Annotated in this window: 21 protein-coding genes and 2 pseudogenes; 14 read left to right on the forward strand and 9 right to left on the reverse strand. The window is 72.4% G+C overall.

The features are described 5' to 3' along the window. Nucleotides 1-502, forward strand: a pseudogene (locus OP04_RS54850) (glycosyltransferase); the annotation flags it as partial. Between the two features lie 116 nt (nt 503-618). Then, nucleotides 619-1,161 carry a hypothetical protein gene (locus OP04_RS53665; protein WP_157240466.1) on the forward strand — a complete coding sequence of 181 codons (543 nt, stop codon included), beginning with the start codon at nt 619-621 and terminating at the stop codon, nt 1,159-1,161. Between the two features lie 107 nt (nt 1,162-1,268). Here the strand turns inward: OP04_RS53665 and OP04_RS28525 are convergent, their stop codons facing one another. The 5 genes from OP04_RS28525 to OP04_RS53670 form a co-directional block, all read right to left on the reverse strand. Further along, nucleotides 1,269-1,556, reverse strand: coding sequence for a DUF1330 domain-containing protein (locus OP04_RS28525; RefSeq protein WP_033342971.1), 288 nt, complete (start codon nt 1,554-1,556; stop codon nt 1,269-1,271). A gap of 85 nt (nt 1,557-1,641) precedes the next feature. Beyond that, entirely contained in the window at nt 1,642-2,037 is a 396-nt protein-coding gene (locus OP04_RS28530; RefSeq protein WP_033342972.1) for a hypothetical protein, read from the reverse strand. A 158-nt stretch (nt 2,038-2,195) separates the two neighbouring features. Then, nucleotides 2,196-2,444, reverse strand: coding sequence for a hypothetical protein (locus tag OP04_RS28535; protein ID WP_157240468.1), 249 nt, complete (start codon nt 2,442-2,444; stop codon nt 2,196-2,198). A 325-nt stretch (nt 2,445-2,769) separates the two neighbouring features. Then, nucleotides 2,770-3,201, reverse strand: coding sequence for a DUF4259 domain-containing protein (locus OP04_RS28540; RefSeq protein ID WP_033342974.1), 432 nt, complete (start codon nt 3,199-3,201; stop codon nt 2,770-2,772). Between the two features lie 42 nt (nt 3,202-3,243). Further along, nucleotides 3,244-3,633, reverse strand: a complete 390-nt coding sequence (locus tag OP04_RS53670; protein ID WP_157240471.1) for a hypothetical protein — start codon at nt 3,631-3,633, stop codon at nt 3,244-3,246. A 127-nt stretch (nt 3,634-3,760) separates the two neighbouring features. Between OP04_RS53670 and OP04_RS57005 the strand changes: the two genes are divergently transcribed. Both OP04_RS57005 and OP04_RS57010 read left to right on the forward strand, forming a co-directional pair. After that, nucleotides 3,761-4,186 (forward strand): ATP-binding cassette domain-containing protein, encoded by a 426-nt coding sequence (locus tag OP04_RS57005; RefSeq protein WP_085066837.1) that lies wholly within the window; start codon nt 3,761-3,763, stop codon nt 4,184-4,186. A gap of 158 nt (nt 4,187-4,344) precedes the next feature. Next, nucleotides 4,345-4,818, forward strand: coding sequence for an RICIN domain-containing protein (locus OP04_RS57010; protein WP_085066838.1), 474 nt, complete (start codon nt 4,345-4,347; stop codon nt 4,816-4,818). A gap of 441 nt (nt 4,819-5,259) precedes the next feature. Here the strand turns inward: OP04_RS57010 and OP04_RS28555 are convergent, their stop codons facing one another. After that, nucleotides 5,260-5,736: a MarR family winged helix-turn-helix transcriptional regulator gene (locus tag OP04_RS28555; protein ID WP_051799294.1), complete on the reverse strand. Its 477-nt coding sequence runs from the start codon at nt 5,734-5,736 to the stop codon at nt 5,260-5,262. Nucleotides 5,737-5,811: 75 nt separating this feature from the next. On the opposite strand from OP04_RS28555, the gene OP04_RS28560 reads away from it, so the two are divergent. The 3 genes from OP04_RS28560 (at nt 5,812) to OP04_RS28570 (ending at nt 9,381) form a co-directional block, all read left to right on the forward strand. After that, nucleotides 5,812-6,648: an alpha/beta fold hydrolase gene (locus OP04_RS28560; protein ID WP_051799260.1), complete on the forward strand. Its 837-nt coding sequence runs from the start codon at nt 5,812-5,814 to the stop codon at nt 6,646-6,648. Nucleotides 6,649-6,666: 18 nt separating this feature from the next. Continuing rightward, nucleotides 6,667-7,569, forward strand: coding sequence for an NAD-dependent epimerase/dehydratase family protein (locus tag OP04_RS28565; RefSeq protein WP_033342976.1), 903 nt, complete (start codon nt 6,667-6,669; stop codon nt 7,567-7,569). Nucleotides 7,570-7,821: 252 nt separating this feature from the next. Beyond that, entirely contained in the window at nt 7,822-9,381 is a 1,560-nt protein-coding gene (locus OP04_RS28570) for a serine/threonine-protein kinase (RefSeq protein WP_033343055.1), read from the forward strand. A gap of 71 nt (nt 9,382-9,452) precedes the next feature. On the opposite strand, the gene OP04_RS28575 is transcribed toward OP04_RS28570, so the two are convergent. Next, on the reverse strand, nt 9,453-10,466 hold the full coding sequence (locus OP04_RS28575) for a patatin-like phospholipase family protein (RefSeq protein ID WP_157240473.1): 1,014 nt from the start codon (nt 10,464-10,466) through the stop codon (nt 9,453-9,455). Continuing rightward, entirely contained in the window at nt 10,381-10,791 is a 411-nt protein-coding gene (locus OP04_RS50215) for a DUF4232 domain-containing protein (RefSeq protein WP_051799263.1), read from the reverse strand. The genes OP04_RS28575 and OP04_RS50215 overlap by 86 nt, the downstream gene beginning before the upstream one ends. On the opposite strand from OP04_RS50215, the gene OP04_RS53675 reads away from it, so the two are divergent. From OP04_RS53675 to OP04_RS28600, 5 genes are all read left to right on the forward strand, one after another. Further along, nucleotides 10,790-10,939, forward strand: coding sequence for a hypothetical protein (locus OP04_RS53675; protein WP_157240475.1), 150 nt, complete (start codon nt 10,790-10,792; stop codon nt 10,937-10,939). The genes OP04_RS50215 and OP04_RS53675 overlap by 2 nt on opposite strands. Before the next feature lie 559 nt (nt 10,940-11,498). Continuing rightward, nucleotides 11,499-11,966, forward strand: coding sequence for a nuclear transport factor 2 family protein (locus OP04_RS28585; RefSeq protein WP_033342977.1), 468 nt, complete (start codon nt 11,499-11,501; stop codon nt 11,964-11,966). Continuing rightward, entirely contained in the window at nt 11,963-12,475 is a 513-nt protein-coding gene (locus tag OP04_RS28590) for a cupin domain-containing protein (RefSeq protein ID WP_051799264.1), read from the forward strand. The genes OP04_RS28585 and OP04_RS28590 overlap by 4 nt, the downstream gene beginning before the upstream one ends. Before the next feature lie 314 nt (nt 12,476-12,789). Then, nucleotides 12,790-13,206 carry an OsmC family peroxiredoxin gene (locus OP04_RS28595; protein WP_033342978.1) on the forward strand — a complete coding sequence of 139 codons (417 nt, stop codon included), beginning with the start codon at nt 12,790-12,792 and terminating at the stop codon, nt 13,204-13,206. Nucleotides 13,207-13,281: 75 nt separating this feature from the next. Further along, nucleotides 13,282-13,713, forward strand: a complete 432-nt coding sequence (locus tag OP04_RS28600) for a hypothetical protein (protein ID WP_157240477.1) — start codon at nt 13,282-13,284, stop codon at nt 13,711-13,713. A 107-nt stretch (nt 13,714-13,820) separates the two neighbouring features. Here the strand turns inward: OP04_RS28600 and OP04_RS52100 are convergent. Then, nucleotides 13,821-14,063, reverse strand: a pseudogene (locus OP04_RS52100) (DUF4232 domain-containing protein); the annotation flags it as partial. 527 nt (nt 14,064-14,590) lie between these two features. Here OP04_RS52100 and OP04_RS48630 point away from each other — a divergent pair. Both OP04_RS48630 and OP04_RS28610 read left to right on the forward strand, forming a co-directional pair. Next, a complete protein-coding gene (locus tag OP04_RS48630) occupies nt 14,591-16,675 on the forward strand; it encodes a BTAD domain-containing putative transcriptional regulator (RefSeq protein WP_051799265.1) in 2,085 nt (694 codons plus the stop codon). Next, entirely contained in the window at nt 16,672-19,860 is a 3,189-nt protein-coding gene (locus OP04_RS28610) for a BTAD domain-containing putative transcriptional regulator (RefSeq protein WP_063746703.1), read from the forward strand. Before OP04_RS48630 ends, OP04_RS28610 begins: the two co-directional genes overlap by 4 nt. Nucleotides 19,861-19,940 lie beyond the last annotated feature (80 nt).

Here is a 19,940-nt window from a genome sequence, read left to right on the forward strand (position 1 = left end):
CGTGCACGGCATCCGGGCGGACCGCAGCAGCGACACCCCGTTCAAACGCTGGACCGCCCGGCTGTACTACCGGCTCGTCCGCCGCCTGGCCGGCACCGACATACCCACCGACGCCGGAGACTTCCGGCTGCTCAGCCGCCGAGCGGTAGACGCCCTCACCGAACTACGCGAGCACCCGCCGATCTACCGCCTGCTCGTCCCATGGCTGGGCCTGCCCACCGGCGAGGTGACCTACACCCGGCAACCACGCGCCGCCGGCCACTCCAAATACCCGATCGCGAAGATGGCACGGCTCGCCCTCGACAGCATCACCGGCTTCTCCGCCGCGCCACTACGCATCGCCACCTGGCTCGGCGGCACCGGCATCGTCGTCTGCGCGCTGCTCGGTGCCGGGGTGCTGGCCGCCTACCTGCGCGGCGACGTGGTCCCCGGCTGGTCGTCGATGCTCGTGGTGACGATGTTCCTGGGCGCCCTGCAATCGCCATCACCGCTCCCGCCCTGAACCGGGCGCCGGCCGGCACCGGCTCGCCGTGGCGGGCCGCGTTCGGCACCGCGTTCGCCGCGTGGCTGGCCGCCACCACGATCCGTCTCGCGGTCACCGCACTGAGCCCGTCGACCGTGCTGAACTGGACCCAGTGGGACGCGCTGCACTACGTCCGCATCGCCGAGGCCGGATATCCGGTCGGCGGACCCGGCTACCCGGCGTTCACCGGGCGGTCTGGTACCTCACCGCGTCCCCGATGGGCTTCTTCCTGTTCATCGGCTACAACGAGTCACTGTTCGGCGTGGCTAATCGCGGCCGGGCAGCTGGACGGGTGGCTGGGCCCACGCACCCTGGGCACGATCATCGACGCCGGCTCGATGCTGGCAGCCGTGATCCTGCTGGCCCTGTGCGTGACCGGCCGGTTCCGATTCCGGGCCGACCAGCTCTACCTGGTGGCATACTCGGCGCTCAGCCTCGCTCTCGTGCTGTCGACGGAGGTGGGCGGCCGGGCGCTGCAGTCGGCACCCCGGTACGCAATGGAAGCGGTCGCGATCGTCCTGGTCCTGGCCCGGATGGGTGCCTGGCGGCCCGTCGACCGGTTCGTGCTCACCGTCGGCATGACGTTGCACGCCCTGCTGCTGGCGGTCTACATGACCGGCACATACTTGATCGCCTGACGGGCCTCCAGGATCACCAACCATCAAGAGCCGCCGAGGGTACGGCCGGGAGGTGCGGGACGCGCCGGCGTACCGCTGCGTCCCGCCCTTGATTCTGATCTTGGTCGTCAGCTGAGGCCGTCCACGACGATGACCTTGACCGTCGAATGCCGCCGGCGCAGCTCCTTCAACGGCCGATACTCGGGCGAGTCCCAGAACCGCTGCGCAGCCTCCCGGTCCGGGAACTCGTAGACGACCACTCTGGACGGCGCCCAGTCGCCCTCCAGGACGAGCGGACCCCCGGCCGCGACCCGGCGGCCACCGGCAGCCTCGATCATCGGCACCACCTGCCGCCCGTACTCCTGGAAGCCGACCGGGTCGGTAACGTCGAGATCGATGACGACGAAAGCGGACACACGAACTCCTACGACGCAGGGATGTCGCAGCAGAGCCTATGTGGAATGCCGCCTACGGCTCACTCGATCTCGGCCAGGAAAGCGGTCAAGGCCGGACCATGTCCAGAACGTCGGTGTCGGCGCTGGCACGGAGCAGGCCGGGCTCGTCGTCGCGCCCGCGTTCCAGGATCAGGACGACGAAGTCGGGCGGGAGCAGCAGGTGGACACCGTACCGGCATACCGATGCGGACGCCGTTCTGCAGACCGCAGCGATGGCGGTGTCGTGGGCGGCCTCGAGCGCGCTCATCGCCGTGAGGTGTTCCGCGGCGGCGAGGAACTCGTCGGTGAGGTGGTGGTACCACGGGCGCCTCGCCTCGGTCGCGGCGTCGATGACCGGCCAGCGCCGCTCGGGAGCGGCGAGACGCGTCGAGTGACCGCCGGAGTCGCCGACGGCGGACTCGGCATCGGCGGTGAGCGCCAGCGGCCTCGCCGCCGAGATCACGGCCGCGCTCGACGACGCCTCCGCAGGTGGCCGGACGTCATGGCGTGTTCCTTCCGGGCATCGCGTCGGCATCCGGGACGGCGGCGGGAAGCGCTGCGAACATCCACGTCGTCAACGCGGCCGGATCGACCGGGCCAGCGCGCGGGCGACGGCCCGGATCAGTTCCGGTCGCCGCGACAGCAGGACGGCCCGGGGTTGCCGAGCGCGCGGAGGGCGAGGGCGAGTCCGGCCCACGCTCCAGGATGGTCAGGCTGTACCGCGAGGTGGGTGAGGTAGCCGTCCTTGGCCCGTGCCGGGTCACCGATCAGCAGGTCGAGGTCGGCGGGCAGGGCACCGGGCACGACCTGCCCGGCGCGCGCCGGGTCGGCGGCGAGTCTGTGGAATGCCGCCGGGTCGGTAAGCATCATCCGGATCAGCATCGCTCTCGCGTCCAGCCATCTGGCTGTCCGGTCGGTCACCGGGCCGGTGGCGGGATCGCGGTCGATCGGCGGGCACGGTCGTCCGACAGGTCCAGACAGGTGGCGCTGAAACTCCCCGACACGGACCTGCACCGAAATCCGGCGGCGCTCGACGTCACCTGCACCTGGCGCTGACATTCACCGACAGAACCAGCCCCCTACACCCTCGTTCCTCTGCTGACCACTGTCTTTGCCAGTGAACTGTGTCCCAGTGCCCATGAAGGATGTCCGACGCGCGGTCTTTGCCAGCGAACCGTGTCTGCGGGGCGGGTAGTTAGAGGCCGAAGAGTGATTCGCGTTGCGGTGGGTCGAGGACTTTGCGCAGCTCAGAGATGGTTCGGCGCCAGGCCGGGCCGTCGGGTGTCGCACCCCAGGCCTCAGCGAGCCAGGTGGGAGTCGTGATCACGCGGTCGAGGGCGTCGATGGCGAGGTTCCGGAGATAGGCCGGGAACTCGGGCATCGGGGCGGTCGGGCCGTAACCCGAGGTGATGGGTGTGCCGCCTGGGTATTGCGCGGTGATCAGTGCTGCGGCGGCGACGGCTCGCGGGGCGTCCGAGAGCCGGGGGTCATCGTCGGCTGGATGAGCGACGCGTTCGAGGATCGCGCCGATCATTTCGATGCGGGTGTGTGCTGGTGCGTCGTCGAGTTCGAAGGCGAAGTCGGCGGCGTCGTCGTTGCCGAACGGGCTGACGTCCCAGGTCCCCATGGCTGCTTTGACCTCCCCGATTGTGCCGGGGTGATCTTCGCATCACGAGTCGGTGTTCGTCAGAAGTGGCGGCGTCTCGGGCGTGAGTTCGGTGAGCCGGCCGTGGTCGTATCCGAGTTGATCGAAGCGAGCTTGCAGCCAGCGTCGTTGGCGGGTTCCGGCGGATCGCCAGTGCTGGCGGAGCCCGTCGGCCAGGTTGTCGCGGCGGTGAGGGCCGAGCAATCGGGTCAGGTCGTGGCAGCTGTCCGCGATCTCGTTGACTCGTTCGCGTCGCTGATCAAGGGCTTCGGTCGATTGGTCGTCGTGGGCGGCAGCCGTCAGAACGCGGATCTCGAGAGACGCCAGTGCAGAAGCCGGATGGTCGCTTCCTCCGTCGCGGCAAGGGGCGGCGCGTTCGCAGTTGGCGACTGGCCGGGACTGCTGGTGTCTCATCGATGAGTCTTGGTGATGTAGGTGCGGACGGCGGGGTAGGACGGTGTGGCGTCGTGTTCGTCGTGCAGCCGCTGCCAGATCGCGGCGGCGGTGATTGCCGCGGATCAGGTGGGAGAGGCTGCCGATCATGCCGGCGGTGCGCTGGTGCCGTCGAGCACGAGGTCGAGCTGTCGCGCCACCACGTGCCCGGCACACCCGGCTCGCCCATCGCCTCCCGCAGGAGAACATCCTGATCGGACGGCCCGACGCCGCCCCGGCGCAGTGGCGGGAGGCGGCCGGGACCGCACGGGTCGACGAGATCGCCGACCGGCTGCCGGACGGCTGGCAGACCCGCGTCCGCGGGGCGGCCGGCGGCGAACGCCAGCGGGTCTCCATCGCCCGCGCGCTGCTCAAGGGCGCGCCGATCGTGCTGCTCGACGAGGCCACCGCGTGCACCTGTCCTCCCCGGACTTCCTGCGCGACCTCGACGTGTTCCCGACCGCCTGGATCCGGGTGTGGGTGCCCGCGCTCGACGACCCGGGCACACTCAAGCAGCGCGGCTACACGCTGGTAGACCCAGATCCCTCCGCGGGTACGTTCGCGCTCGAATTCGCCCGTACCGGAACCCCACGGGCAGCGGCGTGGCGGACCAGCACCGTCAGCCCCTCCGCCATACCCGCCACCTGTCACCTACGGGAGGAACAATCCATGAGAAGGCGACTATTTCTGGCCGTGCTCGGCAGCATCGCCGCGCTCGCCACGAGCGTCCTGGCGTTTCCGGGGCCGGCACTGGCCGCCAACCCCGACCAGATCAGCAACCCGATGCAAACCACCTGCCTCCAGCCCCAGAACGCATCGATCAGCCCTGGAGTGCTGATCGTCCAGGCAGCCTGCGACGGGTCGCCGATCCAGCGCTGGACCCGGTCCGGACCCGCCTACGTCAACAACGGCAGCGGCCTGTGCCTCAACGCCGCAGGCCCGGCAATCGTCGGCCACATCCAGACCATCCAATCACCGTGCAACACCAGCAGCAGCCAGAGCTGGGTACCCACAACCTCCGTACCCGGCGCGGTCACCGGCGTGAAATCCCAGCTCTCCGGCAACAGGTGCCTTGAGCGCGCCGGAGGAGCCTGGATCGGCAACGGCGCATGGCTCAGCCCGTGCAACGGAACCCTCGACCAGCAATGGCTCATCCCGTCCAGCTAGAACCCGGTCGGAGAGTGCGCGCGCAACGGCACGATCACACCGTTGCGCGCGCAGCCTCCCCGGATGGCCGGGTGCCGGGGACCGATGTTCGGAACAGTCACGTCAGCGATGACCTCGGGACGAAACACCGCCTCGAAAAAGGCCCCGGACAAAACGAAGGCCTCTGCACGTGCCGGCCCGCGGAAACGCGGTCGTCCCCGGGCCCCTGACGAACTCCCAGACATCATCGCGTTGATGTCCCGCCTCCTCCACGACCGGTTCGCCGTCGACGGGCACGACCGCGGGTCACTCGTCGCCTTCCGTACCGCGATTCCCGCGAGTAGCACGCCCCGGCCGTTGGTCGAGCTCGCCCAGGGCGCGGTCCGCGGGCGGGCACCGCTGCCCGGAGCCCTCGCGGTATGCGGGGCGCGAGGCCGGCATCGGAGGTGGGCGGTCCGAGGCTCAGGTGTCGCGCGGCTGCGGGGAGAGGGAGTCGGCGAGCTCGGCGAGGGTCCGCGCGAGGTCGGGGATCAGTGCGGCCGGGATCCGGTCGATGACGCGGCGGCGGGCGCTGGCCAGGTGCGCGGGCTGGGCCCGCTCCATCGCCGCGAGGCCGGCGTCGGTGAGCACGGCGTCGCTGACGCGGCTGTCCCGGCTGTGGCGCTCCTTGCGTACCAAATCGTGCTTGGAGAGGTCGTCGACGACCCGGGTGATGCGCGACGGGGTCAGGCCGGCGGCGGAGGCCAGCGCGGACATCCTGGCGCGGCGCTCGGGTGTCCTGCTGAGGATCAGCAGCACCGCGAACTCGGACATGGTGACGCCGGTGCGTGACATGTCGTCATCGAGCACGCGGGGCAGGGCATGCACGAGCCGGCCCAGGCTCTGCCAGACCAGGAACTCGTCAGTGGACAGCGGCGGTGGTCCGGTATCGGGAGTCACCGCCACATTGTATTTGATCGGGCAAGCAAGTACGTTGACACTTGCTTAATCAAGCAATCATTTTGGAGGACTGCCGTGCACCACGCCCGCGCCGACGTCAACGGCGTCCGCCTGCACTACGTCACCGCAGGCACCGGGCCCGCCGTGGTTCTCGTCCACGGATGGCCGTTCACCTGGATCGAGTGGCGGGCCCTGATCCCGCTGCTGGCCGCGCAGGGATTCACCGTGATCGCACCGGACCTGCGCGGCTCCGGCGACTCGACGATCCCGGCCGGCCACTGGACCAAGCGGGACGAGGCCGAGGATCTGCACCAGCTCCTGCACCATCTCGGACACCCGCAGGCGTACGTGGTCGGCACCGACCTCGGCACCATGACCGCCCACGCATGGGCACAGACCTACCCGCACGAGGTGACACGCCTGGTGCTCAGCGAGGCGTACCTGCCCGGCTACGGCCTGGAGGACCACATGAATCCGGCCACCGGCGGCTCCTGGCACTTCGGCTTCCACGCCCAGAGCACGCTCGCCGCGGCCCTCACCGCAGGCAGGGAAGCGCAGTACCTGTCCCGGTTCTGGTCGATGATGAGCCGCGGCGGCATCACCGACGCCGACCGCGCCGACCTGCTGCGCGCCTACACCGCGCCGGACGCCATGCGCGGTGGCTTCGCACGCTACGTCACCCTCGTCGACGACGGGCGCGCCGCACGCGCATCCGGCCCGCTCGGCATGCCGGTGCTGGTTCTCAACGGCGAATTCGGCCTGCCGCAGCAGATCCTGCTCGACGGCGCCCGGCGGGCCGCCACCGACGTCCACGCCGACCTGGTGCCCGATGCCGCGCACACCTTCGCCGCCGACAACCCCCGCTGGACCGCGGAGCGACTGGCCCGCTTCTTCGCCGCCCCCGCAGCCTGACCACCACGGAGCACCGTAATGCAGATCCTCGTCACCGGCGCCACCGGTTACACCGGCCGCCACGTCACCGCCGCCCTGGCCCGCGCCGGACACACCGTCCTCGGCCTGACCCGGAACGTCGGCACTCCCGCGGCCCAGGCGCTGACCGCCGCCGAGGTCCTCCCGGTCAGTGGCGACCTCGCGGAACCGGACACCTGGCGCGACCACCTGACCGGCACCGACGCGGTCGTGCACCTGTGCATGGACCCGCACGACCCGACCGGCACCGACCGGATCCTGTTCGCCGAGATCACCGCCGCCAGGGAGCGCGACGGACGGCGACGACATCTTGTCTACACCACCGGGATCTCCGTGTTCGGCCGGACGGGGTCGGCGTTGATGGACGAGGCCACCCAGGGCGACCCGGACAGCCCACTCGGCTTCCGCCTGCTCCTGGAGAAGGAACTCGCCAGCAGCGGCCTGCCGCACACCGTCGTACGACCCGGCTTCATCTACGGCGGGCCGGCGACCACCTCGATGACCGCTCGGTGGTTCGCCGCGGCCGAGAACGGCGGCCCCGTCTTCTACGGCGACCCCGCCAAACGCTGGAGCTGGGTCCACGTCGACGACCTCGCCGACGTGTACGTCCGGATCCTCGACGACCCGTCCGCGTTCGACGGCGATGCGTTCATGGTGGCCGACGACCAGCGGTTGACCGCCCTGGAGATGCAGCGCACCGCCGTCCGGGCGGCGGGATGGACCGGCGAGATCATGCTGGCCCCCGCGGACGACGGCGGCATCATGCACATCGCCGCCGACCAGGACGAGCTCGTCACCAGCGCCAAGGCGCACCGATTGCTCGGTTGGCGTCCCCGCCACGTCTCCTTCGTCGACGCCCCCGAGCGGCACTACCGCGCGTGGAAGGCCGCCACGACGTACTGAGGGCGGCGGATCCGCAACGGATCCAGCAATCACCCTCCGCCGGTCGACGATCCGTGCCGTGAGATCCGCACGGCACGGGCAAGCCGTTCAGGACGATCACCGTGGCCGGCGGGGCATGGAGCCGCGCGCCGAGGGGCAGCCTCGTTGACAGTCCCGATCTGCGCATGTCAGCCTGACCAGGCTGACAATTGGCGAACATATCGGATAAAAGAGGCTCGGAGGGTCGGGGAGTTCGTGGACACCGCATACCGCGTGAGTCCGCTCCATATCGACGATCCTGCACAGATCGGCAGGTACGCACTGGCCGGGCGGCTCGGTGCCGGCGGCATGGGCGTGGTCTACCTGGGCCGCAGCTCCACCGGCGAGTACGCCGCGATCAAGCTGGTCCGCGAGACGCTGGCCGACGACCCGGAGTTCCGGGCGCGGTTCGCCGCCGAGGTGCGTCGTGCGCGCCAGGTGCCCCCGTTCTGCACGGCCGAGGTGCTCGACGCGGACCTGGAACACGACCCGCCGTATCTGGTCGTGGAGTACGTCGACGGCCCGTCGCTGGCAGAGGTGGTGCGCGACCGGGGCCCGTTGAAAGCGGCGAACCTGCACTCGGTGGCGGTCGGCGTGGCCACGGCGCTGGCCGCGATCCACGGCGCCGGCGTGATTCACCGCGACCTCAAGCCACAGAACGTGCTGCTGGCACCCGGCAGCCCCAAGGTCATCGACTTCGGCATCTCCGCAGCGCTCGACGGTGACACCCGGCTCACCGAGGCGCATCAGGTGCTGGGCACGGTCGCCTACATGGCGCCGGAACGGCTCACCGGCGACCTGGGCACACCGCTCACCCCGGCCTCGGACGTCTTCTCCTGGGGCTGCGTGGTGGCGTATGCGGGCCTGGGCCGGACGCCGTTCAAAGGCGACTCACCGACCGCCACCGCAGCCGGCATCCTGACCGGCACACCCCGGCTGGACGGACTGCCGGAGCCGCTGCGCGGCTTGGTGGAACGCGCGCTGGCGAAGGATCCGGCGGATCGGCCGGCCGCCCGCGAACTGGTCGACCTGCTGCTCCACCCGCAACCGGCCACGGGTGAGCAGGGCGCGCCCACCGTGGTCATGAACGACGAGCCGGCCGCGCCGGTACGACGCCGGTCGTGGCCCGCGCTGCTGGCCGGCCTGCTGGTCCTGGTGCTCGGCACCACCGCGGCCGGGCTGCTGCTGCGCCCGGACGCGCCGGGCGCCACGCCACCCGCTGCCATACCGTCACCGTCGGTGCAGACCATCCTCCAGGACCCGCTCACCGCGCCCGGCCTGTGGCAGAACGTCGACTCGCCGGGCAAGAACGGACGATGCGTGGTCAAGGACCGGCTCACCGCCGAGCGCCAGACGCCCGGCCTGTATCAGTGCGCCGGGCCCCGGCAGGAGATCACCGGCGACTTCGCGGTCGAGGTCACCCTCTCCCTGCTGGCCCGTGGCAGCTGCGCGGTGGCCTGGTTCCACTGGTCCGAGACCACGCACACCGGCCACAGCCTGCGGGTGTGCCAATTGGCGCTCTCGGTGGCCCACGGCGAGCCGGAGGGCCGCACACTGATCGGCAGCCTCGACCTGACGCAGCCGATCGGGCTGGGCGAGGAGGTGCGGATCGTGATGACGGTCCGCGGCCACGTCGTGGAGGTCTCCCGGGACGGCCAGGTGATCGGCGAGGTACGGCTGCCGGACGGCGGACCCGACCGCGGCCAGTTCCTGCTGGGCATCACCACCACGGACGCGGCCAAGGCCCCGCCGTACACGGTCACGTTCTCCGGTCTTGACGTGCGGGCGCTCTGAGGAACGTGGCCGGCTGCTTTCCGGCCGATGGTCGCGGTCCCACGGTGCCGGACTCCCCGCTGAAGCCGGCGTCAGCGCCGCCGAGACGGCGTCGATCTCCCGGAACGAGCCCAGACCATGGCGATCCGGTCGGCCTGCCCGGCTCCGGTCTTACGGCCGGCCGCATACGCCGCCGAGGCGAGCCGGCCGTCGAGAACGTTGATGCCGTCGGGGCCGGCGAGGGCGAGCAGGTCCGCACCGGGCTCGACGGTGACGACCTTGCCGACGGTGGCCCTCAGGCCGTCGAGCCCGTTCAGGACGGCCTCGTTCGAGGGATCCGCACGTGTCAACGGGTAGCACGACACGACCAGCACACGGTCGTGTCCCACGGCAAGGCCGGCATTGAGCATGTCCTCCAGCCCGCCGTCGACCCAGCGGCGTCCGCCGGCCGTGATGGGCGGGCAGATCAGCGGCACCGAGCAGCTCGCGGTGACGGCCCTGTGCACGTCGACTCCCGAGGCCCGGTCCAGGACCTCCTGCTCGCCGGTGTCCACGTTCGTGACGACGCAGCGGAAGCCGTCCGGCCAGGGGCGGCCCTCAAGCACCGCCATCACACCCAGATAGTTCTGCTCCGAGACGATCTGCGCCGTACTGTCGCGGACAGCCTCCACGCCGCCGTTCGTCATGAGCGACTTCAGCGCGGTCAACGCTCCCGCATGGCCGGAACCCAGCACCCGCCGGAATCGGTCCACCGCCGTGAATACGTCGATCGACGCAGCGGGCGTTCTCATACATGCGCCGACCAGGGCACCTGCCGACGTACCGATCACGGTGTCCGCCTCGTCCACCGCCACTCCGGCTGCGCGCAGGCCGTCCATGAGCCCGGCCTCCCACGAGGCGCCCACAACGCCACCGCCACCGAGTACCAGAGCACGACTACCGGACATGACACGCCTTTCGAATAATGGGTACGGCAGCTGGTGGCATGGATCGACGCGCCGGACGTCACGACGGCCTGCGCTACTCCGCAACGGTTTTGACGAAGAAGCCGACCTCGGCGACCCCTGTGCCCTCGGCCGCGCAGACGATCGCGGCTCGCTCCGCATAGACCTTCCGGTCGCCGGTGCCGGCCAGCGCGACCGCGATCCCCTGGCTCTCGACGGGTACGCAGCCGGGTCCCGCCACGCCGGGGTCGGGGATCAGCAGCGTGACATAGGCCTGGTCATCGGGCTCCAGCAGGATGCTCTCCGGCGTGCCACCCCGCACATGCCGGAACGGGCTGCCCACCCCTTCGTAGCCTCTCTTCCCGATGAAAATCAGCTCCGGGAAGCCGCGCACCGCGCACGCCTTCTTTGCCTTGTTGGTGAACAGGAGGGTCGCCCGTTGGACGCCGGCCGTTCCGCCACCGGCCGGCGCGACGAACTCCGGCATGAGGTGGTCGACACCGCAGGGCTCCGCGGAGGCATTCGCCGGGCTCGCGGCCCCACCACTCGCCGATGCGGACGGGACCACGCCACCCGCCGGCGCGGACGGCACCACGCCACCCGCCGATGCGGACGGGACCGCGTTCTCAGATTGAGCGGGGACGCCCGCGCAGGCCCCCGTCCCTGACAGGAGCAGCAGACCACCGACGACGAGCAGCATCTTCCGGACCGATGACATCGTTCACTCCCTCGCGCGCACCCGGATCGGGGCAAGCGCTCCACCGTGCCCCGACACCCCACGCAAGGACACCGCGGCATGCCATGGATCGGATACCGGACTGCCCGGAGGGGCACGTGCGGTACCTCAAGGTCACCGGCACCTACCTCCACGGTCGTGCATCGCGCCGGCTGCCACGCGGTGGTATGCGGGGGCGAAGGTGACGGTCTCCGCCCTCGTCCACATGGCAGCATTCCCAGGAACTCATCGACGCGCGGTTCGGCGAACTACTGGCCCCGGGCCGCCTCGCCGAGGCCGCCGTGGAGCTGCCGAAGTACCTCGGGGCGCTGCGCGCCGCACGCCGGGACGCCGGCCCGCGGCGCCCGGCCGTCTGACGGTTGCCGGGCGATTCGCTGATCACGGCCGGAAGGGCTCGGTCGATGCCCGAAAGGTCCTGCTGCTTGGAAGGCTCCTTCACGTGCTTCCACGATGGCTTCATGATCGACGACCGCACCGCCATCGCCGACGTCCTGCACCGGATGGCCTGGTGCCAGGACCGGAGTGACTGGGAAGCCCTGTCCGGGCTGCTGGCCGACCGGATCGACGTCACCCATGAGACGACGCCGGACGCCCTCTCGCGCACGGTCGACCGCGACAGCCTCATCGGACGCTGGCGCGACGGGCTCGACGGCACCACCTCGCAGCACATCCTGACCGGCATCGTCACGGACCTCGATGGAGACCGTGCCGAGGTGATGTTCAACGAGACCGTGTGGGTAGCCCGGCCCGGCGTTCCGGGTGCGCCGCTGTACCACTTCGGCGTCGCGATGCACGCCACGCTGCGGCGCACGGACCGGTGGCGGGTCACCGCACTGCGGCTGACACCGATCTGGAGCGACGGCAACACCGCTGTCCTCCGCGGCTCGGCCGCACTACTGCACACCCGGAGTGAGGAAACCGCATGAGCTTCGACATCAGCGACCGTACGCCCGCTCTCCCGGCGGCGCGCCCGTTGCACGTGCCGGCGGGTGAGGGTCTGGTCAAGTGGATGTCCGGGGACGAGTACACGATCAAGGCCACCAGGGCCGACACCGGCGGTTCGCTGTCCTTCATCGACGCGATCGTGCCGCCCGGTGGCGGACCGGTCGCGCACGTGCACGGCGGCGAGGACGAGGCCTTCTTCATTCTCGACGGCGAGCTGGAGTTCCTCGACGGCGACCGGACGTTCACCGGCAAGGAGGGGGACTTCGTCTTCGTTCCGCGCGGCCACCGGCACCGTTTCAAGAACATCATCGACCGGCCGGTACGGACGCTGTTCCTGTTCACCCCGGGCGGGTTCGAGGACTTCTTCATCCAGGCCGGCGACGACCCGCAGCCCGGTCGGACGCCACCGGTCTGGGACATGAGCCGCTTCCAGCAGATCGGCGATCTTGTCGCCCGAGCCGACATGACGTTGCTGCCGGAGACGCCGTAGGACTGAGCTGACCGGAGCGCACCGGACCGTACCGGCCGGTGCGCTCCGCCGTCTCCTCGAACCTCTCCGCACCTGCCGGCCGAGGCCGGCTTCCCCGCCACGTCGGTGTGCGCCCGGCTCCCTCCGCGGCGAGAAACGGTGCCGATCGCCGTGATGCTGACCCTGGCCCGCGTCCTTGCGACAGGCAGGTCCCGGCCCCGGCGCGTGATGCCCGCAGCCACCCGGTATTCCCATGGCTGCCTCAAAGGTCAGACAAGGCACACGAACGAACGCATCGGCTCGACGGTGCGGGCGCGGCGTTCGAGACTGCGGGTATGCCAACGCGTACCTCATATGCAGTCTGGTCCGGTGATCTCAGGAACGGTTCGGGAATCGTCGCGCTCGGCTCCGGCAGCTTCGAAGGCAGATATACGTTCCTGTCCCGGTTCGCGCAGGGCGAGGGGACGAACCCGGAGGAGCTGATCGGGGCCTCGCATGCCGGGTGCTACTCGATGTTTCTGGCCGAGGTGCTGGCTGGGGCCGGATTCACGGCGGACACGGTGACCACGTCCGCGTCGGTCACGATCGGGGACGGGCCGGCCATCGTCGGCATCAGGCTGACCGTCGAGGCCGTGGTGCCGGGCCTCGACGAGGAGGCGTTCGCGTCGCACGTGGAGACCGCCACGGCCGGCTACCCGATCTCGACGGCGTCGGGCGCGGTGCCGATCGTCGTGGACGCCATACTCGTCTGACCCGTGCCCGCCGGACTCGCCGGCGTGTTGCTGTCGAAAGGCCGCTGAATGAGCAGCGAATGTCCACTGTGCCTCATGCTCGAGGGCGGAACGCCGATCCCGGGCGGGACCGTCCACGAGACCGAGCGCTGGGTGGTGATGCACGTGCTCGGACGATTCGGGCTGGGCACGCTGGCCGTGGTGCCTCGCCGGCACGTCGTACACGCGGCGGATCTTGATGATGTCGAGTCCGGGGAGTGGGGTGTCCTGCTCCGGGACGCGGCGGCCACCGTCTCGTCGCTGACCGATCCGGTCCAGGTGTACGTCTGTCAGTGGTCGCACACCGACGGGCGGCCGGCGCACATCCACTCGATCGTGCAGCCGATCCAGCTCGCGGACATGCGCCGGCACCCCGGCGCGCTCGGCCCGATGCTGCAGAGTGCCATGCTGGGCACCGGGACCGCGCCGGATCCCCGGGACGTCGAGACGTTCACCGCCCGCGCCCGGGACGCTTTCCCGCGCCACTGAGCTGCGAGGCAGGCAGTACGAGCGGACGGCCGTCCGTGGGACACCCGATCCCGACCGACCGGGCTGATCGTGAGTGACGGACGGCCCTCCTGTCCGTTCGTGCGGGCCTACTGCACGAGCGGCTTGACCTGGCCGAGGCCCTTGCCCTCGTCGGCGCAGGCCTTCATGGGGGCGTCGACGAAGACGGCGGCGGTCTCGTCCGGCGGGTAGACGCGCAGGCCGCGCACGTCGGTCGGGGTGCAGGCGGCGGCGCCGGTGTCCGGGATCAGCAGCTCGGTCCAGGCGTTGCCGCGCGGGAACAGGTTGACGTAGTTCGCGGGGCCGTCGATGCGCCTGAACGGGGAGCCGACCTGCGTGCCGTCCGGTGGACCCGGTGACGGGCGGGGCGGCCTGGGGCCGGTCGCCGGGTCCGCAGGCGCTCGGCACCAGCATCAGCAACGCGGACGAGACGACGAACACTCGATTTCGCATACGCATGAGCACAGCCGTTCCCGTGGCGCGATCACCGAAACCGCGGGGGGCCGTGAGGGCAGGCCGGCTGCACGATCGGGCACATCCGCCGAAGATCGCCGGAACCCCGCCTCCAGACCCCGGGGAACCGGCGGCGGACCTTCGGGCGAGGAGGCGGGACTGCGCGGTGTTCCCGGCGCGATCGCGGCCGCACGGATGCAGGCAGGGCCGCTACGGCGGTCGGGGGCGCGTTGACATCGGCGGGACGGGCGTGGCAGCCTGCCTCCTGCTGCGGCAGGAGCGGAGGTTTGCGTGGACATCGCTTGCCGCCGAGCCCGCCACCGACGGGATCCGGCCGGGCACTGCCGGCGCCGCCCAGGATCGGCCGTACCCGGTCGATGACCCTGCGATCCGAACGGCGAGGACGATGACGATCGACATCGGCTTCCTCGGCCCGGTCCACGTGTCGCGGGACGGCACGAGCCTGCCGCTCGGCTCCGCGCACCGTGCCGCGGTCCTGGCCGTGCTCGCGCTCCGGACGGATCGCGTCGTGCCGCTGGACGGTCTGATCGAGGCGGTCTGGGGCGACGAGCCACCGCCCAGCGTCACCGGGAACGTATACACGTACGTCTCCGGCCTGCGTAAGGCGCTCGGCGCCGAGCGGATCAGCGGCTCACGGGCCGGATACCGGCTGCACGTAGCTCCGGCGAACATCGACGTATCGCGATTCGAGGCGCTGCACGAACGTGCCCGTCACCTGCGCGGCGCCGGTGATCACGCGGCGGAGCTGGCCGCGCTGGACGAGGCGCTGGCGCTCTGGCGGGGCGAGGCGCTGTCCGGGCTGCCCGGCCCGTTCGCTGCCATGCACCGCGCCCGGCTGGCCGAGCTGCGGCTCGGCGCGGTGGAACGGCGGGCAACGCTGCTGATCGCGCTGGGCAGGCCCCGGGAGGCGATCGGCACGCTGCGGGACCTGCTGGACGCCTTCCCGCTCCAGGAGAACCTGTGCGGGCTCCTGATGACGGCGCTGCACGCGGACCGGCAACGGGCCGAGGCGCTCGCGGCCTACCAGCGGCTGGCGCGGTTGCTGCTCGACCGGACCGGCACCGAGCCGGGACCGGCGCTCCGTGACCTGTATGCCCGGATCGCCGGCGGTGGCCGGGATCGGCACGCCGTTCGCGTACCCGCGCACGGGGTGAGGCTCTTCGGCCGTGGGGCCGAGGAGCGGCTGCTGCGGCAGCTCACCGCGGACCTGGCCGGCGGGCTCGGCGCGACCGTGCGGATCGAGGCCGGGGCCGGCATGGGCAAGACCGCGCTGCTGGAGGCCGTGCTGCGGGACGGCCTGCCGGCCGGCTGCCGCGTGGAGTGGATCGACCCGCTGGCGTCCGCGCCGCTGCCGTCGCCTGATGGTGGTCCGCTGATCCTGGTCGTGGACGACCTGCACCGGGCGGTGCCGGAGACGAGGCAGGCGTGGGCGCGGCTGCAGGAGGCGACGCGACAGGTCCCGTTGCTGCTGGTGGCGGCCGCCCGGCCGGACCGGGACGCGCTGGCGCCACTGGGCTGGGAGGGAGTGATCCCGTTGTCGCCGCTGAGCGCCGCCGCGGCCCGCGAGCTGATCGGCAGCGTTGCCGAGACCTCGCCCGACGACGCGGCGGTCAGCCGGATCGTGTCCGAGGCCGGCGGTAACCCGTACTACCTGCACGCGCTCGCCCGCGGTGGCGAGGCCACGGCCGTCGACTCGCATCTCGCCTCGCTCCCGGACGGCACCCGGCGTCTGCTGCGCGCGGTCGCGTTCCTCGGTGACGGCGGCACGCTCGCCGACCTGGCCGCCGTCACCGGCCGGACCGAGGCGGAGACCCGTGAGCTGCTCATTCCCGCACGTGACGCCGGTCTGCTCACCGAGTCCGGCGCCGTGCCCACCTTCCGGCACCGCGTGCTGGCCCGGGTGCTGCACGATCACACCCCGGCCACGGTACGCACGGCGCTGCACCGCACGTTCGCGGAGACGCTGATCGGCACGGGCGCGGCACCGCACCGGGTGGCCGCGCAGCTGCGGGCCGGCCCGGTCGTTCTCGACGAGCGGCTCGGCCGGTGGCTGCTGACCCATGCCGCCACGATCGCGGAACACTCGCCGCTTGGCGCCACTGATCTGCTCTCGGCCGCACGCACGGGGAAGGCGTTGCCGGCGGAGCTGCGGCTCGCGCTGGCGGCCGCGCTGGCCCGGCTGCGGCACCGGCAGGGCGGCGACGCGGCGGACGACGCGGGCTGGGTCGCGGCCCGCGCCGCCGACCCCGAGCTGGAGGCGGAGATGCGCTGGCTGCTCGCGTCCGCGCACGAGCGCACCGGCCGCCACGACGAGGCCGCGGAGGTGGCCCGCTGGGTGCTCGGCGCCCGGCGTGCCCCCGGCCCGTGGCTCGACCGGTTCCGCGACCTGCTGGATCGGCTGCGGCCCGTCCTCACCGGCAACCTCACGGAGACCCACGTGCCGGGCCGGACGGAGACCGGGCGCCGGTGACCGGGTTGCGGGTGGCGGTGCTCGGGCCGGTCCGGGCCTGGGACGGCGAGCGGGAGATCACGCTCGGTGCCGCCCGGCCCACCGCGCTGTTCGCGGTGCTCGCCGCGCACGCGAACCGGCCGGTCAGCCGGGCCGAGTTGGTCGACGCGCTCTGGGACGGGTCCCCGCCCGCGACCGCGTCCGGGGTCGTCTACACGTATCTGTCGGGTCTGCGCCGGGCCGGGGCAGGCGCCCACCTGGACTCCGGACCGGCCGGATACACGTTGCGTGTGCCGCCGGGCGGGCTGGACACGGACCGGTTCACGGATCTGTGCGCGCGGGCGGCCGCCCGGCACGCGGACGGAGATCTGCCCGGGGCGGCGGCCCGGTACGGCGAGGCGCTGGCGCTGTGGCAGGGCGACGCGTTCGCCGGGCTGCCCGGCGGGCGTCTCGCGTACGCGCGCGTCCGGCTCGCGGAGCAGCGGCGGGCCGCGGCCGAGCAGCACGCCCGTATCCTGCTCGACCTCGGTGACGAGCGGGCCGTCGCGGAGCTGGCCGTGCTGGTCCGCGAACATCCGCTGCACGAGCCGCTGTACGGGCTGCTGATGCGCGCGCTCGGCCGCGCCGGCCGGCACGCGGAGGCGCTGAACGTGTTCCAGGACGCCCGGCGGGTGCTCGACGCGGAGCTGGGTGCCGCGCCCGGCGCGGAGCTGACCGCGCTGCACGACCGTGCGCTGGCCCGGTCCTCGCCGCCGCCCGGCGTGCTCACGGCCGCGCCGCTGCCACCGCTCGTCGGCCGGGCCGCCGAGCTGACGCGCATCCGCGAGCTCGTCGAGGCCGTGGCGGCCGGGCACGGCGGCGCGCTGTGGCTGGAGGGCCCGCCCGGCATCGGCAAGACCGCGCTGCTGGACGTGTCCCTGGGGTCCGGGGTCCGTCTCGCCCGCGCCCGCGCGGACGAGCGTGACTCCGGGGCTGCGCTGGGCGTGGTCCGTCGTGCGCTCGCGCTCGACGGCGACGAGGACCCGATGGCCCGGATCCGTGAGCTGTGCGCCGCGGGCCCGCTGATCCTGGCCGTCGAGGATCTGCAGTGGGCCGATCCGGCGATGCCGTCGTTCGTCGCGCGCCTGCTCGCCGCGGCCCGCCGCCTGCCGCTGCTGTTCATCGGCACGGCCCGTCCCGATCCGGGCGACGCCCGGGTGACCGGCATGCGCCACGAGATCCTGGCCCGGCACGGGCAGGTGCTCACCCTGCGGGAATTGACCGGACCTGACCTGCGGGACCTGATCGCGCTCGCGGCCGGCGCGCCGCTCGGCCCGGGGATCCAGTCCCGGCTGCCGTGGGTGGTCGGGAACCCGCTGATGGTCCGTCAGAGCATCGACCTGATGCGGCGACGGGGCGAGTTGCGGATCTCCGGCGGTGTCGCGGACCTCGTGGCGGCCGGGAGCTGCACGGAGACGCTGGACGAGGTGATCCTGGCCGGCGTCGACGTGCTCGGCGGCCACATGCGCGACGTGCTGACCGCGGCCGCGCTGCTCGCGTCGCCGTTCCCGGTCGCGGACGTGATCGCGTTGCTGGACCGGCCCGCGTTCGACGTGGCGCTCGACCTGGAGGTGGCGCTGACCGCGGGCGTGCTCGCCGAGGAGGGCCCGGACCTGGTCTTCCAGCATCCGTACGTCCGGCAGGTGCTCCGCGAGCAGGCCCCGCCGGCGGTACGCACGGCCCGGCACCGCCGCGCCGCCGAGATGCTCGCCGCCCGGGACGACGTGCCGGCCGGCCGGGTCGCGGCGCACCTGGCCGCCGGGGGCCTGCCCGCGGACGGGCGATGGGCCGTCGCCTGGCTGGCCGGCCGGCGCGACGACCTGGCCGCCGAGTCCCCCGGCCCGGCCCGGGATCTGTTCCGGCAGGCACTCCGTTCCGGGCTGCCCACGCCGCGGGAACGGGGGCGGCTGCTGGTCGCGCTGGCCCGGCTCGACCTGCGCCACGAGGGAATGCCGGAGTCCGAGGCCGTCGAGGCGCTGTCCCTGACCGGCGATCCGGCGGACCGGGCCGAGCTGCGCCAGATCCTCGCCTCCGTCCGGATACGCCAGGGTGACCCGGACGGGGCGACCGCGTTGCTCGATGTGGCGGCCGCGGACCCGGAGACGCCCGCGGACTGGCGGGTCCGGCACCGGCGGCTGCTGGTCACGCTGCGGCGTACCGCCCTGCGCACCGCTCACGACCTCGACCTGGCGGAACGCCGCGCCCGGCAGCCCGGCGACGCACCGGGAGTCTCGCTGCAGACCCGGTGGATGGTCGCGTCGATCCGGCACGCGGACCGGCGTGCGCTCACGCTCGCGGACGAGGCGCTCGCGCTGCCCGGTCTTCCGCCCGACCTGCACGTGACGCTGCTCGACAACCGGTCGGCCACGTTGCAGTGGCTGGACCGGCTCGACGACGCGGGCCGGGACGTCCGGGACGCGGGGTTGCTCGCGGTCCGGCACGGGCTGCCGGGCGCGCCGCATGCGTCCGCGGCCACGCTCGCGTACCGTGCCGGGCGGTGGGATCACGCGTTCGCCGAGGTGGAGGCGGAGGTGGGCGCGCTGCCCGGCGAGTACCCGGTCGCGTGGCAGAGTTCCACGCTGGCCACGCTGTTCGGCGTCGCGTCCCTGATCGCGACCCGCCGCAACGACCCCGTGCTCGCCGCCGCCTACCTGGAGTGGACGCAGCGGCTGGCGCCGCCGACGACGGAGCAGACCGGGTTCCTCGCGGTCGCGCGGTCCTGGGCGGCGGAGGTGCGGGAAGGGCCGGCCGCGGCGCTGGTCTGCCTGGAGCCGCTGCTGACGGCGGATCCGGCGCTCGCGGGCCGGCGCGGGGAGTGGCTGCCCCGGGCGGTGCGGCTGGCCCTCGGCAGTGGACAGTCCGATGTGGCGCACGATCTCGCCGGGCTGCCCTCGACGGAGATCGCGGCGTCCTACTGCCGGGCGCTGGTCGGGGCGGACCCGGGCGGGGTGCTGGAAGCGGCGGGCGCGCTCGGGAAGCGGGGGCGTCCGGTGGAGGAGGCGGGTGCGCTGGAGGAGGCGGCCGTGCTGCTGGCGGCGGCACGACAGCCCCACGACGCGGCACGGTACGGCGGGGAGGCGCTGGCCCGCTACGCGCGCGTGACCGCGGCAACGGACGTCCGGCGGCTGACGGACCGCCTCGCCGCCTACGGGGTCACGCCGTTCTGAACGCCGGGTCCGGTACGCCGGGGAGAGCGTGCCGGAGCCGCTGGCAGCGGAGCCGGCGGTCCCGGCGCCGGGCGGTGCGG

It is taken from the genome of Catenuloplanes japonicus, from assembly GCF_000717135.1.
Taxonomy (GTDB): domain Bacteria; phylum Actinomycetota; class Actinomycetes; order Mycobacteriales; family Micromonosporaceae; genus Catenuloplanes; species Catenuloplanes japonicus.

What these genes read in the sequence shown, in the direction of transcription:
- OP04_RS28535 (WP_157240468.1), bottom strand. Translation starts at nt 2,444, where the DNA reads ATGATGCTTACCGACCCGGCGGCATTCCACAGACTCGCCGCCGACCCG.
- OP04_RS28540 (WP_033342974.1), bottom strand. Translation starts at nt 3,201, where the DNA reads ATGGGGACCTGGGACGTCAGCCCGTTCGGCAACGACGACGCCGCCGAC.
- OP04_RS53670 (WP_157240471.1), bottom strand. Translation starts at nt 3,633, where the DNA reads ATGAGACACCAGCAGTCCCGGCCAGTCGCCAACTGCGAACGCGCCGCC.
- OP04_RS57005 (WP_085066837.1), top strand. Translation starts at nt 3,761, where the DNA reads ATGCCGGCGGTGCGCTGGTGCCGTCGAGCACGAGGTCGAGCTGTCGCG.
- OP04_RS28565 (WP_033342976.1), top strand. Translation starts at nt 6,667, where the DNA reads ATGCAGATCCTCGTCACCGGCGCCACCGGTTACACCGGCCGCCACGTC.
- OP04_RS28575 (WP_157240473.1), bottom strand. Translation starts at nt 10,466, where the DNA reads ATGCGGAGCGAGCCGCGATCGTCTGCGCGGCCGAGGGCACAGGGGTCG.
- OP04_RS53675 (WP_157240475.1), top strand. Translation starts at nt 10,790, where the DNA reads ATGAGGTGGTCGACACCGCAGGGCTCCGCGGAGGCATTCGCCGGGCTC.
- OP04_RS50215 (WP_051799263.1), bottom strand. Translation starts at nt 10,791, where the DNA reads ATGCCGGAGTTCGTCGCGCCGGCCGGTGGCGGAACGGCCGGCGTCCAA.
- OP04_RS28585 (WP_033342977.1), top strand. Translation starts at nt 11,499, where the DNA reads ATGATCGACGACCGCACCGCCATCGCCGACGTCCTGCACCGGATGGCC.
- OP04_RS28590 (WP_051799264.1), top strand. Translation starts at nt 11,963, where the DNA reads ATGAGCTTCGACATCAGCGACCGTACGCCCGCTCTCCCGGCGGCGCGC.
- OP04_RS28595 (WP_033342978.1), top strand. Translation starts at nt 12,790, where the DNA reads ATGCCAACGCGTACCTCATATGCAGTCTGGTCCGGTGATCTCAGGAAC.
- OP04_RS28600 (WP_157240477.1), top strand. Translation starts at nt 13,282, where the DNA reads ATGCTCGAGGGCGGAACGCCGATCCCGGGCGGGACCGTCCACGAGACC.
- OP04_RS48630 (WP_051799265.1), top strand. Translation starts at nt 14,591, where the DNA reads ATGACGATCGACATCGGCTTCCTCGGCCCGGTCCACGTGTCGCGGGAC.